The organism is Thioalkalivibrio sp. ALE9 (assembly GCF_000377445.1).
In the GTDB taxonomy this organism is placed as follows: Bacteria; Pseudomonadota; Gammaproteobacteria; order Ectothiorhodospirales; family Ectothiorhodospiraceae; genus Thioalkalivibrio.
On the sequence record NZ_KB898122.1, the window covers coordinates 1 to 12,797 of the forward strand.

A 12,797-nucleotide genomic window follows, 5' to 3' on the forward strand; every position below is an offset into this window, starting at 1 on the left:
GGAGAGGGTTTTCGCGGGATCAGAGGCGCTGGATGTCTGAGCGGAGCCGAAGGCGCAGCGAGTTCAGCGCCGCCCGCGAAAACCCTCGGAGCGAGGGAAACCCCGGCCCGCGCAGCGGGCCGGGGTCGCGGCAGTCGGGCGTGTTTCTTGGGTACTTCTTTGCACGAGCAAAGAAGTAACTCGGGGCGCGCTGGCGAGTCAGCGCTCGGCAGTATGTGGACCTAAGGCACCTTAAACACCGTATGCCGAACCAGGACCAGCCACTGCCAGGCCTGACCACAAAACGGCGCAGAGCCGATCCGCTCGAATCTATGGCGACGAATCGGTGGCGGCCTGGGCCTCCAGTTGCGCCATCTCGGCGTCGGTGAAGCCGGCGGCGCGGCGGGCGGCATGGGCGAAGGGCGGGCGTACGCGGCCCGGCATGTACTCGGCCAGCAGCTCGAGGAACAGCGGCTCGGGGTCAAGCCCGCGTGCATGGGCCAGCTCCCGGAACCAGCGCGTGCCGATCGCCACGTGGGCGACCTCCTCGCGCTGGATGATCTCGAGAAGCGCCACGGTCGCGTGATCGCCCGCTGCTGCCAGGCGCTCGATCATGCCCGGGGTCACGTCCAGCCCGCGCGCCTCCAGCACGCGCGGCACCAGGGCCATGCGGATCATCACGTCGTGGTCGGTCGCGAGTGCGGCCTCCCACAGCCCGTTGTGGGCCGGCAGGTCGCCGTAGTCCGCCCCCAGCTCGTTGAGCCGCGCACGCAACAGCCGGAAATGGCGCGCCTCCTCGGCCGCCACCTGCAGCCAGTCGCTGACGAACGGCGCCGGCATGTCGCGAAAGCGATAGACGGCGTCCAGCGCCAGATTGATCGCGTTGAACTCGATATGCGCGACCGCGTGCACCAGCGCCACCCGCCCGGCCGTGGTGTGCAGCCCGCGCCGCGGCAGATCCTTCGGGTGCACCAGCACCGGCCGTTCCGGACGCCCGGGCACCTCCAACCGTTCCGGCCCGGAACTGGCGAGCGCCTCCAGCTCATCGGCCCACCAGGCGTCCATCAGCGCCAGCACGCGCTCGCACTTGGCCTCGGGATCGCTCTCGCGCAGCGCCGTTTCGGCCGCACGGTAGAGATCCGGGCTCACGGGATGGGTGATCGGCTGGCTCATGGCGGCCAAGGATACCCGTTCAGCGTTCGCCGGGCGGCATGCTGCGGCGCAGCAGGATGGAGTTGCCGATGACCGAGAGCGAACTGGCGGTCATCGCGATCACGCCGATCATCGGGTGCAGCAGGCCGACCGCGGCGATGGGGATCGCGGCGGAGTTGTAGCCCCAGGCCCAGATCAGGTTCTGCACGATCTTGCGGAACGTCATACGCGAGAGCTGCACGGCCTCGACCACCTTGGTCAATTCGCCGCGCACCAGGGTCACGTCGGCGGCCTCGATGGCCACGTCCGCGCCGGCGCCGATGGCGATGCCGACGTTTGCCTGCTGCAGGGCCGGGGCATCATTGATGCCGTCACCCACCATCGCCACGTGGTCGCCGTACTCGGCCTGCAGTTCGCGGATCGCCTCGACCTTGCCCTCCGGAAGCACGCCGGCGCGGACCTCGTCGATCCCGACCAGCGCGGCCACGGCCTTCGCGGTGCGCTCGTTGTCGCCGGTGACCATTACGCAGCGGATGCCCAGGCCATGCAGCTGTTCGATGGCGCTCTGCGACTCTTCCTTGAGGGTGTCGGCGACCGCGACGATGCCGGCCGGTCGATCGCCGATGGCCACCAGCATCGCGGTCTTCCCGGCATCTTCGAACTGCCGCAGCGATTCCAGCAGGCCGGACGGATCCAGGCCCTGCTCCTCCAGCAGCCGCTGGCTGCCGACCAGGACGCGTTCCCCGTCGAGGTGGGCCTCCACCCCGCGCGCGGTGTGCGACTGGAACTGTTCGACCTCGGCAATCGCCAGTTCCTGGTCGCGCGCGCCCTGCACGATGGCCTCCGCCAGCGGATGCGCGGAGCCGGCCTCCACGGCCGCGGCCGCGCCCAGTACGCGGGCGTCATCGAAGCCCTCGGCCGCGATCACGTCGGTCAGGGCCGGCTGCCCGCGGGTGATGGTTCCGGTCTTGTCGAGCACGATCACACGGATGTCCTTCAGCGTCTGGATCGCGGAGCCCGAGCGGATCAGCACCCCGCGCTCGGCCCCCATGCCGGAGCCGACCATCAGCGCGGTGGGCGTGGCCAGCCCCAGCGCGCAGGGGCAGGCGATGACCAGCACGGCAATGGCCGCGAGGATGGCCAGCACGATCGGCGGCCGCTCCGAGTCCACCCACGGCAGGAAGCCCTCGCCCCAGATCAGGATCGGCTGCAGCGCCCCGGAGAACGCCAACCAGGCCGCGAACGCAGCCAGTGCGATCACCAGCACCGCCGGCACGAAGCGCGCGGTGATACGGTCCGCCAGCTCCTGAACCGGCACCCGCGAACCCTGAGCCTCGTTCACCAGACGGATCACCTGCGACAGGAAGGTGTCGGCCCCCACACGGGTCGCACGCACCTTCAACCGCCCCTGCTGGTTCAGGGTCGCGCCGAGCACGCTATCGCCCTCGCCCTTGTCCACCGGCACCGACTCGCCAGTGGCGATGGATTCGTCCACCGTGCTCTCGCCGGCGACCACCTCGCCATCGGTGGGGATCTTCTCGCCGGGGCGCACGATCATCACCTCGCCCACCTGCAGCGCTTTCACCGGCACCTCGATCTCTTCGCCGTCGCGTTCCACCCGGGCCGACTTCGCGCCCAGATCCAGCAGCTTGCGGATCGCAGAGGAGGCCTCGCCCTTGGCGCGGTACTCCAGGTAGCGCCCGAGCATGTGGAAGGCCATGATGGTCGCGGCCATCTCGATGAACGAGGTCATCGGATAGAAGAAGCCGATCAGTCCCAGCAGATAGGGCGGCAGCGAGCCCATGGAAATCAGTACGTCCATGTTGAGGCTGCCGCTTTTCAGCGCGCGCCAGGACGAACGGTGGGTAGCCGCACCCCCCGCCATGAACACCACCGGAAAGGCCAGCACGGCGATGATCAGCAGATAACCGGGGATTTCCTGCCAGAACATGTGCGGCATCATCAGCACCATGATCGCGATGGTCGGGATCATCGCGATCCACAGCCGGCGCCAGGCCTGCTTCAGATAGGCCGCGTCAATCTCGGCATCGTCCGCCTCGCTGCCGGCCTCCTCGGTCTCCACCGCCGCCACGTCATAGCCGGCCCCCTCGACTGCGGCGCGCAGGGCCTCGGCGTCGGGGCCACCGGGACCGGGCTCTGCGGTCACTCGGTGATCGGCGATGTTGGTGCGCACCGCCTGGATGCCGTCCAGCTTCTCGATCGCACCGCGCACAATCCCCGCGCAGTGGTCCGAACCCATGCGGGGTACCACCAGACGCACTGTACCGGCGGCGCCCGTTTCGCCCTCGACCTGGGCGACATCGTAGCCAGCCCCCTCCACGGCGGCTCGCAACCCCTGCGGGTTCACCTGCTCGGGGTCGTATCCCACGGTCACCCGGTGGCGGGCAATATTGGTCCCCACCGAGGCCACACCCGGGGTCTTCTCCAGCGCCGTGCGAACAATCCCCGCGCAGTGGTCCGACCCCATGCCGGGGACGATCACCACCGCCTCGCGGGCATCCGCTGGCTTCGTTTCCGTCGTCATCGCGCGCCTCCTCAGCGATTGCCGAACAGGTACTTGATCAGGGCGGCGATGCCGAGGATCAGCAGCACCAGGACGAGCAGCCCGATCAGGCCCCCGCCAAGACCCATACCGCCCATCCAGCCGAAACCTTGTTCATTCATCATGATGTAGTCCTCCCCGGGACAGAGTGAAAGACGCAAAGCGCGGTAATGCGCAAAGCGTGGGTGATGCGCGATCACCCGGGGCCGGGTGGAACCCCGGCCAGGGAGGAATCAGAGGGGTGGGCGCAGATCCGGTGCCGCGGGGGTACCGGGGCCCATGGCGACGGGAAGGGAAACGAAAACGGGCGCGGCCGCCGAGACCGGCGTGCCGGCGGGCGCAGGCAAACCCGAGACCCCGCAGACGCCACAGACCGCACAGGGCATCTCGCAGGCCGAAGGCTCGGCCTGGATCACGAAGTCCGGGGAAAGGTCCAGCGGCACGGCTTCCGAAAGCGATCCGGCACCCCCACCCGGGCAGTGGCCCGCCGCGGTCATGCCGCCTGGGGCATCGCCGTGCATCATCCCCGCACCGGCGATCGGCGCCAGCAACAGGGCGGCGACAATCAGCAGGTTCAGCAGATGGTGCAGGGCTCGCGACACGGGCTGGCCTCGAACAGGTATTCTGCCTGCAAGTCTAGCAGCCGCTCCGGCATTCGGTGTGACACAGATCAAGCCGCCCGAGCGTGTACGTTGATCCGTGTTTCCCTACAACACCGGCGCCAGCAGATAGGCAGCCCTTGCGGCCACCCGTCGCCACAGCGGCAGGTCGTCTACGTCCTGCCGGGTCATCTCGCGCGAGCGGGCGAAATCCGCCTCGAACATGCGCGCGGTCTCGTGGGCGAAGGCCGGATCCATCACCAGCGCGGTGACCTCGAAATTCAGCCGGAACGAGCGGTTGTCCAGGTTCACGGTCCCCACCGCCGCGCCCATGTCGTCCACCACGAAGGCCTTGCCGTGCAGGAAACCCTCCTGATAGCGGTAGATGCGCACGCCGGCATCCAGCAGCGGCCCCAGAAAGGCATAGGCCGCATGCGTGGTCAACGGGTTGTCGGTAACCTCGGGGATCAGCACACGTACATCGACGCCACTGAGCGCGGCCAGCTTGAGCATGCCCTGCACGCCCTCGTCCGGCACGAAGTACGGGCTCGCGATCCAGATACGCCGATCAGCCGCATGGATAACCTGTTGCATCATCAGGCTGGCGGTCTCGAATTCGTCCGCCGGGCCGGAGGGCAGGATCAGTACTGGGACGCCGTCGTCCGCCATGATCGCCGGCTTCCATTCCAGCTCCGGGATGTCTTCGGTCGCCCAGTGCCAGTCCTCCAGGAACACCGACTGCAGCGCGAGGGCGGATGGCCCCTCGATGCGCAGGTGGGTATCGCGCCAGGGTCCGGTCTTCGGGTCCCGCCCTAGATACTCGTCCCCCACGTTCAGGCCGCCCACCCAGCCCTGTTCGCCATCGGCGACCATGATCTTGCGGTGATTGCGGAAGTTCAGCTGAAAGCGATTGCCCCGCCCGCGGGTCGAGTGGAAGTGCTGCACATGGACGCCCGCGTCGCGCATGGCGTCCAGATAGCTGCCGGGCAGGCGGTAGCTGCCGATCTCGTCGTACAGGAAGTAGACCTCGACCCCGTCCTGCGCCCGCTCCACCAGCCGTCGCTTAAGTTCGCGCCCGATCTCGTCATCGCGCACGATATAGAACTGCACCAGCAGGTAGCGCTCGGCCTGCTCGATCCCCTGAAAGATACTGTCGAAGGTCGCCTCGCCATCCACTAGCAGCTCGACCTCGTTACCGTGGAGAAACGGCCAGCGGGCGAGCCGCTGCACCCCGTCCAGGTGCTTGCTCGGCTCTTGCGCGATGTACTGGTGGGACCACAGCTCCTCGGTCTTCGGCTGCAGGGCCCGCGCCAGAGCGGAGTCTTCGTCACGGCGCGCGACCACGTAGCCGCGAAACTCGCTGGCGCCGAATACCCAGTAGGCCGGCACGGCCACATAGGGAACGGTGTTGAGCGACACGATCCAGGCCACCGCGCCCTGCGGCGTCCGCGTGGACATCAGCGCATCCAGCGACGACAGGAACCCCAGCAGGTGGAAGCCAATAACGACCGTCAGCAGTACGCGCCAGCGCGGACGCCGGCGCGGCTTCGGATGGACATCACCGGATGCGGGTCTGGACATATCCGTGCGGTCGACCCGGGAGCCGCGTCAGAGCGCGTCGAGCCCGCGGGCCAGGTCGCGCTGGATGTCGGCGACCGCCTCCAGCCCCACGGCGACCCGCACCAGGGCCTCGGTAATGCCCTGGGCCTCGCGCCTGTCCGGGTCCACGCGGCCGTGGGTAGTGGTGGCCGGATGGGTGATGGTGGTCTTGGTATCGCCCAGATTTGCGGTGATCGACAGGAATTTCGTGGCGTCAATCACCGACCAGGCGGCCTCACGCCCGCCGGCGACCTCGAAACTCAGCACCCCGCCGAAGCCGCTTTGCTGGCGCTTCGCGATTGCGTGCTGCGGGTGGGACTCGAGCCCCGGGTAATGCACGGCCGTGACCTTCGGGTGGGCCTGCAGCCACTGCGCCAGGGCCAGGGCGTTCTCGCTGTGGGCGCGCATGCGCAGGGCCAGGGTCTCCAGCCCCTTCAGGAACACCCAGGCGTTGAACGGCGACAGGGTCGGCCCGGCGGTGCGCAGGAAGCCGTAGACATCCTTGCCGACGCGCTCGGCGTCGCCGACCACCGCGCCGCCCAGACAGCGGCCCTGGCCGTCGAGAAACTTGGTCGCCGAGTGGATGATGATGTCGGCGCCCAGATCCAGCGGGCGCTGCAGGATCGGCGTGCAGAAGCAGTTGTCCACCGCGAGCAGGGCGTCGTGCCGATGCGCGATCTCCGCCAGCGCGGCAATGTCCACCACCTCGCCCAGCGGGTTGGACGGCGTCTCGCAGAAATACAACCGGGTATTCGGCTGGGTGGCGGCCTCCCAGGCCTCGAGGTTCGACAGCTCGACGTAGGTCACCTCGACACCGAAACGGCCGAGGTAGTTGTTGAAAAGCACCGTAGTCGTGCCGAACACCGAACGCGAGCAGACCACGTGATCGCCGGCCTTCAGCAGGCCCATCATGGTCGCGAGGATCGCCGACATCCCGGAGGCGGTGGCCACACAGGCCTCGCCCCCCTCCAGCGCGGCCAGGCGGTCCTGGAAGGTACGCACGGTCGGGTTGGTGAAGCGCGAGTAGATGTTGCCAGGCGACTCCCCGCCGAAGCGCGCCGCGGCCTCCGCGGCCGAGCCGAACACGAAGCTGGAGGTGGGGAAGATCGCCTCGGAATGCTCCCCCTCCGGGGTGCGCTGGTAGCCATGCCGGATGGCTACGGTCTGCGGGTCGTAATCGGCAGGGTCGAAATCGGTCATCGGGGCATCCTTGGCTGCGGGATGCCACAGTGTACCGGGCTCAGTGCGCCGGCTGCAGTCGGTCCGCCACGCGCGTCAGCAGCTCGTAGCTGATGGTGCCCGCCGCGCGCGCGACCCGCTCCACCGGCAGCCCCTCGCCCCACAGCGTGGCAAGATCACCGACCCCGGCCTGGGGGCAGTCCGTCAGGTCCACCGCCAGCATGTCCATGGAGACGCGCCCGATCAGCGGGCAGATCCGGTCACCGACCCGCACCGGCGTGCCCGACGGGGCATGACGCGGATAGCCATCGGCATAGCCCATCGCGACGATCCCGGCGCGACCCGGTCGATCGGCCGTCCAGGTGGCGCCATAACCCACGCGGCTGCCCGGCTCCAGCGGCTGGGTCGCGATGACCGGGGCCTGCACCGTCATCGCCGGGCGCAGCTCGCCCTCCGGCCCCTCGGGCGGACGATCCGCCGGCGCGGAGGCCGGGTGTGCCCCGTAGAGCATGATGCCGGGCCGCGCCCAGTAGTCGCCAGGCGCGGCCCCCTCACCGCCCGAGCCCCAGCCGGCGAACAATGCAGCGGAGTTAGCCACGCTGCGGTATCCCGGCCACGCCCCGACGGCGCCGGCAAAGCATTCCAGTTGGTGAGTATTCTGCGGGTGGCCGGGCGTGTCGGCGCAGGCCAGGTGTGTCATCCAGTGCAGCCCCTGCTGCCCGTGCCCGGCGGCCTGGAGGCGCATCGCCACCTCGCCCGCCTGGCGCGGCTCGAAGCCCAGGCGGTTCATGCCGGTGTTCAGCTTGACCCAGACCTCGGGGAGGCGGATGCCAGAGGCCTCCAGATGATCGAGCTGAGCCGGGTCATGCAGGACCGGCTGCAGGGCGAACTCGGCACAGGCGCGTGCGTCGCTGGCATCGTGCGGCCCCTGCAGGACCAGCACCGGACCGTCGAAGCCGGCCGCGCGCAGCGCCCGGGCCTCGCCGACCTGGGAGACGGCGAGCCCGTCGCTGGCCGCCGCCAGGGCCTCGGCGGCCCATATCAGCCCATGGCCGTAGCCCTCGGCCTTGATCACCGACCACATCGGGACACCGGGCGCCAGGCGTCGCGCCACGGCCAGGTTGTGCCGCAGGGCCTCGGGGTCGAGCTGGATGGTCGCCGCTCGCTTCACGTCCCGAGTCAGGCCTCGTGGCCGATCTCGCCGTAGACGTCGGGGGCATAGTTCTCGAAACGGGTGAACTGCCCGCGGAAGGTCAGGCGCACGGTGCCGATGGGGCCGTTACGCTGCTTGGCGATGATGATCTCCGCAGTACCCTTGTCCGGCGACTCGTCGTTGTAGACCTCGTCGCGATACACGAAGGCGATGATATCCGCGTCCTGCTCGATGGCCCCGGACTCGCGCAGATCGGACATCACCGGGCGCTTGTTCGGGCGCTGTTCCAGCGAGCGGTTGAGCTGCGACAGTGCGATCATCGGGACGCTCAGCTCCTTCGCCAGAGCCTTCAGCCCGCGCGAGATCTCGGAGATCTCGTGGGCCCGGCTCTCGCCACTGCCGGGAAACTGCATCAACTGCAGGTAGTCGACGACGATCAGACCCAGCCCCTTGTGTTCGCGCATCAGGCGGCGGGTGCGCGCCCGCAGTTCGGTGGGCGACAGCGCCGGTGTGTCGTCGATGAACAGGGGCGCCTCGGAGAGCATCTGCACCGCGCTCGTCAGACGCGGCCAGTCGCCGTCCTCCAGGCGCCCGGAGCGCAGCTTCTGCTGGTTAATCCGGCCCATGGAGGACAGCAGGCGCATGGCCAGCTGCTCGCCGGGCATCTCCATGGAGAAGATCGCGACCGGCTCGGAGTTCTTCATCGCCACGTACTCGGCGATGTTCATCGCGAACGAGGTCTTGCCCATGGACGGACGCCCGGCGACGATCACCAGATCGCCCGGGTTCAGTCCGGAGGTCAGGGCATCCAGATCCTGATAGCCGGTGGCCACCCCGGTAATCGGGTTCTGGCTTTCGTAGAGATACTCGATCTGGTCGACCGCTGCGGTCAGCAGCGGCTTCATCCCGCGAAAGCCCTGGGCCCCGCGCGCGCCCTGCTCGGCGATGCGGAACACCTTCTGCTCCGCCACGTCCAGCAGTTCCTTGGAGTCGCGGCCCTCGGGGGTATAGGCCGAATCGGCGATCTCGGTGCCCACCGAGATCAGCGACCGCAGGATGGAGCGCTCGCGGACGATATCGGCGTAGGCCACGATGTTCGCGGCACTGGGGGTTTCCGCTGCCAGGCGGCCGAGATAGGCCATGCCCCCCGCGGATTCCAGCTCCGCGGTACGGTCCAGCTGCTCCGACACGGTGACCATGTCGAACGGGGCATTGCGATCCGCCAGCGTGGACACCGCCCGGAAGATCATGCGGTGGTCGTGGCGATAGAAGTCTTCTGCGGTAATGCGGTCCGCCACCCGGTCCCAGGCGGCGTTATCCAGCATCAGGCCTCCGAGGACTGCCTGTTCGGCCTCCTCGGAATGCGGGGGGACCCGCGGATTCGGGGTCATGGGCGAGTTCATGCGACGAACCCGCCCACCTGCCGGGTATCAGCGACCCGGTGGGGCCACCCTCCCGACATCCGACGGATCACTCTTCGCCGATCACAACGACGCGAATGTCCACATCCACGTCCGAGTGCAGGTGCAGCCCGACCTCGAATTCGCCGGCGGTACGCAGCGGGCCTTCCGGCATGCGCACTTCCTTCTTCTCGACTTCGGTGCCCTTGGCGCTCAGCGCGTCGGCGATGTCCGCCGGGCCGATGGAGCCGAACAGCTTGCCTTCGCCACCGGCCTTCGCGGTGATCTCGAGCACAGTGCCGTCCAGCTTTTCCTTGCGCGCCTCAGCAGCGGCGAGGGCCTCGGCGGCGGCCTTCTCCAGTTCGGCGCGACGCGCCTCGAACTCGGCGATGTTCTCGGCGGTGGCGAACGTGGCCTTGCCCTGCGGCAGCAGATAGTTCCGCGCGAAACCGGGACGCACGTTGACACGGTCACCCAGGGTGCCGAGGTTATCGATCTTTTCCAGCAGAATGACTTCCATCTTTGTATTCCTGTAACGTTTGATCAGCGCCCGAAGGCTCGCATTCTACACCGGTCTCGGACCGGTCTCACGGATTGTTGTCGCCGCCCTGCCCACCCGATGCGGAGCCGGGGCCCAGCCGCGAGCGGATGTCCGCCCAGGCGTCGATGACGCCGATGGTGGCGAGCAGCAGGAACATCTGCGGCATCGCCAGCGCCAGCAGGACGTACATCCCCACCAGCCAGAAGCTGCTCATGCCCTGACGGAAGGTCAGCGCGTGCATCAGCGCGATCCCCTGCAGGAAGAACAGCACCGCGAGGATGAACGCCAGTTCGGTCGCCAGCGGCACCGGGCCCAGATGGCCGATCCCCGCCAGCAGCAGCGTGGCCGCGCTTGTGGCGCGCCCGAACTGCAGTGCCCGAAACTCCTCGCCGAACGCCCCCGGGTTGTACAGCAGCGCCTGCCAGTAGCGACCCAGGAGCACCGAGAGCGTGAGGCTCAGCAGCAGGATCCCGGCAAACAGCCCGGTCAGGTACGGGGCGGCGCGGCGCAACGCCGCCTCGAGTTCCTGCGGACCGGTCTCGCTACCTTCGACCAGGGGCCCCAGCAGTCTCATCCCGGCCTCGGCCCAGGTGGACTCGAGATCCGGGACGAGCATATGGACGGCCAGCACCCCGAACCCGGCGACCCCGGCGGCGGCCTGCAGCGTGCTGCGCCACGAGACGGTCCGTCGCAGCAGCTCCGCCAGCAGCGCCACCGGCGCCCATTGCACCACCCCGGCCACCACCCCCGCGAACAGCGGGGCCTCGGGCATCAGGGCAAACATTGCGACCCCGAGCACGAGCGCGGACAGCGCGATCACCAGCAGTGCCTGCCCGAGGCCAATGCGCAGCCCGACCAGGGCGACCAGCGCGCTGCCAAGCAGCGCCACCGGCGGCAGAAACAGCCCCGCCACACCAAAACCGGAGACCGCGCCCACGGCGCGGCCCCGGCTCTTCATCGCGAATTCGGCCAGTGCGCGCATGGCGACGGCCCCCGGCGAACCGGTACGAGACTTAGTGGTTGTCGCTGTACGGCAGCAGGGCGAGGAAGCGCGCGCGCTTCACGGCGGTGGCCAGCTGACGCTGGTACTTCGCGCTGGTGCCGGTGACGCGGCTAGGCACGATCTTGCCGGTCTCGGTAATAAAACCCTTGAGCAGGTTCAGGTCCTTGTAATCGATGTAATCGATGCCTTCGGCGGTGAACTTGCAGTACTTGCGGCGACGCGGAAAACGGGCCATCTCAACTCTCCTTCAAAAATTCGGTCAACGAACGGGCGGGACTTATTCGGCAGCGGCCGAATCATCGGAGGCGGACTCGCCGCCCTCGTCGTCACGCTCGCGGCGACGGCCCTTGGAGCCTTCCTCTTCCTGGCCCTTGGCCAGCGGGGAGGTCTCGGTCACTGCCTCTTCCATGCGCATCGCCAGGTGGCGCAGCACGGCATCGTTGAACCGGAAGGCGCTGGCGAGCTCTTCCATCGCCTCTTCCGAGGCCTCGATGTTCATGAGCACGTAGTGGGCCTTCACCAGCTTCTGGATCGGGTAGGCCAGCTGACGGCGGCCCCAGTCTTCCAAGCGATGGATCTTGCCTTCGTGGCCTTCGACCAGGCCCTTGTAGCGCTCGATCATCGCCGGGACCTGCTCGCTCTGGTCCGGGTGGACCAGGAATACAACTTCGTAGTGACGCATCGGGAACTCCTTGCGGGTATCAGCCTCCCGTCCACGCGGTGAGGCAAGGGTTCAACCCCGCGGGCGCGCCCGCGGGGCAGAAAGGCGCGATACGATAACCGAAGCGGGCGACAACAACAAGCGACGAACAGGCCAGGCGGCCGACGCCCTCAGTCCGGCGCGCCGGCCTGGCGCTGGCGCACCGCCTCGAACAGGGTTACCCCGGTGGCCACGGAGACATTGAGGCTCTCCACCGTCCCGTGCATGGGCAAGGCGGCCAGGTGGTCGCAGGCCTCCCGGGTGAGCCGGCGCAGGCCCTCGCCCTCGGCCCCCATCACGATCGCGGTCGGCGGGCGCAGGTCCAGCGCGTAGAGGCTTTCCCCGGCCTCGCCCGCGAGGCCGACGGTCCACATACCGGCCTGCTTGAGCGAGGCGAGCGTCCGCGCGAGATTTCCGACCGTTACCACCGGCACGGTTTCGGCCGCGCCCGAGGCCACCTTGATGGCCGCCGGGGTCAGGGCGGCGCTGTGGTGGCGCGGCATGATCACCGCGCCGGCCCCCGCCGCATCGGCGGTGCGCAGGCAGGCGCCGAGGTTGTGGGGGTCGGTCACCCCGTCGAGAATCAGCACGAGGTCCAGACCATCGCGCACCCGCTGGATCAGGGTCTTTTCATCCACCACCGGACGCGGGGTGCAGTGGACGATCACGCCCTGGTTCTGGAACCCCGGATGCTGCTGATCCAGTCGCTCGCGGCCCACCCGCTCCACCGCGAGACCGCAGGCGCGGGCACGATGCAGCAGGCGCTCCAGAGCGGGCTCGACCGGGTCGGTCGCGAGCTGCAGGCGCTTCACCCGTTCCGGGGCACGCTCCAATACCGCCGCCACCGCATGAATACCGCCGAAGGTCTCCGCGCGGCTGCCCTTGCCACCCTTGCTCACCGCACCCCTCCACGGGACACAGCCGGCCGC

Annotated in this window: 13 protein-coding genes; all 13 read right to left on the reverse strand. The window is 68.6% G+C overall.

The window, feature by feature from the left end:
* Positions 1 to 309: 309 nt before the first annotated feature.
* Positions 310 to 1,152 (reverse strand): ferritin-like domain-containing protein, encoded by an 843-nt coding sequence (locus D106_RS0100005; protein WP_018878819.1) that lies wholly within the window; start codon positions 1,150 to 1,152, stop codon positions 310 to 312.
* Positions 1,153 to 1,171: 19 nt separating this feature from the next.
* On the reverse strand, positions 1,172 to 3,676 hold the full coding sequence (locus D106_RS0100010) for a heavy metal translocating P-type ATPase (RefSeq protein ID WP_018878820.1): 2,505 nt from the start codon (positions 3,674 to 3,676) through the stop codon (positions 1,172 to 1,174).
* An 11-nt stretch (positions 3,677 to 3,687) separates the two neighbouring features.
* The gene (locus D106_RS15325) at positions 3,688 to 3,819 is read right to left on the reverse strand and encodes a hypothetical protein (RefSeq protein ID WP_017940982.1); all 132 of its coding nucleotides are present in this window, start codon (positions 3,817 to 3,819) and stop codon (positions 3,688 to 3,690) included.
* 108 nt (positions 3,820 to 3,927) lie between these two features.
* On the reverse strand, positions 3,928 to 4,296 hold the full coding sequence (locus D106_RS0100020) for a hypothetical protein (protein WP_018878821.1): 369 nt from the start codon (positions 4,294 to 4,296) through the stop codon (positions 3,928 to 3,930).
* 105 nt (positions 4,297 to 4,401) lie between these two features.
* Positions 4,402 to 5,874 carry a cardiolipin synthase gene (gene cls / locus D106_RS0100025; RefSeq protein WP_018878822.1) on the reverse strand — a complete coding sequence of 491 codons (1,473 nt, stop codon included), beginning with the start codon at positions 5,872 to 5,874 and terminating at the stop codon, positions 4,402 to 4,404.
* A 27-nt stretch (positions 5,875 to 5,901) separates the two neighbouring features.
* The gene (locus D106_RS0100030) at positions 5,902 to 7,092 is read right to left on the reverse strand and encodes an O-succinylhomoserine sulfhydrylase (RefSeq protein ID WP_018878823.1); all 1,191 of its coding nucleotides are present in this window, start codon (positions 7,090 to 7,092) and stop codon (positions 5,902 to 5,904) included.
* 40 nt (positions 7,093 to 7,132) lie between these two features.
* On the reverse strand, positions 7,133 to 8,242 hold the full coding sequence (gene alr, locus D106_RS0100035; RefSeq protein ID WP_018878824.1) for an alanine racemase: 1,110 nt from the start codon (positions 8,240 to 8,242) through the stop codon (positions 7,133 to 7,135).
* An 8-nt stretch (positions 8,243 to 8,250) separates the two neighbouring features.
* On the reverse strand, positions 8,251 to 9,615 hold the full coding sequence (gene dnaB / locus D106_RS0100040; RefSeq protein WP_018878825.1) for a replicative DNA helicase: 1,365 nt from the start codon (positions 9,613 to 9,615) through the stop codon (positions 8,251 to 8,253).
* A gap of 79 nt (positions 9,616 to 9,694) precedes the next feature.
* Positions 9,695 to 10,144 carry a 50S ribosomal protein L9 gene (gene rplI, locus D106_RS0100045; RefSeq protein ID WP_018867240.1) on the reverse strand — a complete coding sequence of 150 codons (450 nt, stop codon included), beginning with the start codon at positions 10,142 to 10,144 and terminating at the stop codon, positions 9,695 to 9,697.
* A 67-nt stretch (positions 10,145 to 10,211) separates the two neighbouring features.
* On the reverse strand, positions 10,212 to 11,147 hold the full coding sequence (locus D106_RS0100050) for a hypothetical protein (protein WP_018878326.1): 936 nt from the start codon (positions 11,145 to 11,147) through the stop codon (positions 10,212 to 10,214).
* 31 nt (positions 11,148 to 11,178) lie between these two features.
* Positions 11,179 to 11,403 carry a 30S ribosomal protein S18 gene (rpsR, locus tag D106_RS0100055; RefSeq protein WP_018867238.1) on the reverse strand — a complete coding sequence of 75 codons (225 nt, stop codon included), beginning with the start codon at positions 11,401 to 11,403 and terminating at the stop codon, positions 11,179 to 11,181.
* Between the two features lie 42 nt (positions 11,404 to 11,445).
* Positions 11,446 to 11,850 (reverse strand): 30S ribosomal protein S6, encoded by a 405-nt coding sequence (gene rpsF / locus D106_RS0100060; protein ID WP_018867237.1) that lies wholly within the window; start codon positions 11,848 to 11,850, stop codon positions 11,446 to 11,448.
* A 149-nt stretch (positions 11,851 to 11,999) separates the two neighbouring features.
* Positions 12,000 to 12,767: a 23S rRNA (guanosine(2251)-2'-O)-methyltransferase RlmB gene (rlmB, locus tag D106_RS0100065; protein WP_018867236.1), complete on the reverse strand. Its 768-nt coding sequence runs from the start codon at positions 12,765 to 12,767 to the stop codon at positions 12,000 to 12,002.
* Positions 12,768 to 12,797: the final 30 nt, after the last annotated feature.

What these genes read in the sequence shown, in the direction of transcription:
- rplI (WP_018867240.1), bottom strand. Translation starts at nt 10,144, where the DNA reads ATGGAAGTCATTCTGCTGGAAAAGATCGATAACCTCGGCACCCTGGGT.
- dnaB (WP_018878825.1), bottom strand. Translation starts at nt 9,615, where the DNA reads ATGACCCCGAATCCGCGGGTCCCCCCGCATTCCGAGGAGGCCGAACAG.
- rpsR (WP_018867238.1), bottom strand. Translation starts at nt 11,403, where the DNA reads ATGGCCCGTTTTCCGCGTCGCCGCAAGTACTGCAAGTTCACCGCCGAA.
- D106_RS0100050 (WP_018878326.1), bottom strand. Translation starts at nt 11,147, where the DNA reads ATGCGCGCACTGGCCGAATTCGCGATGAAGAGCCGGGGCCGCGCCGTG.
- D106_RS0100030 (WP_018878823.1), bottom strand. Translation starts at nt 7,092, where the DNA reads ATGACCGATTTCGACCCTGCCGATTACGACCCGCAGACCGTAGCCATC.
- D106_RS15325 (WP_017940982.1), bottom strand. Translation starts at nt 3,819, where the DNA reads ATGATGAATGAACAAGGTTTCGGCTGGATGGGCGGTATGGGTCTTGGC.
- D106_RS0100010 (WP_018878820.1), bottom strand. Translation starts at nt 3,676, where the DNA reads ATGACGACGGAAACGAAGCCAGCGGATGCCCGCGAGGCGGTGGTGATC.
- D106_RS0100005 (WP_018878819.1), bottom strand. Translation starts at nt 1,152, where the DNA reads ATGAGCCAGCCGATCACCCATCCCGTGAGCCCGGATCTCTACCGTGCG.
- cls (WP_018878822.1), bottom strand. Translation starts at nt 5,874, where the DNA reads ATGTCCAGACCCGCATCCGGTGATGTCCATCCGAAGCCGCGCCGGCGT.
- rpsF (WP_018867237.1), bottom strand. Translation starts at nt 11,850, where the DNA reads ATGCGTCACTACGAAGTTGTATTCCTGGTCCACCCGGACCAGAGCGAG.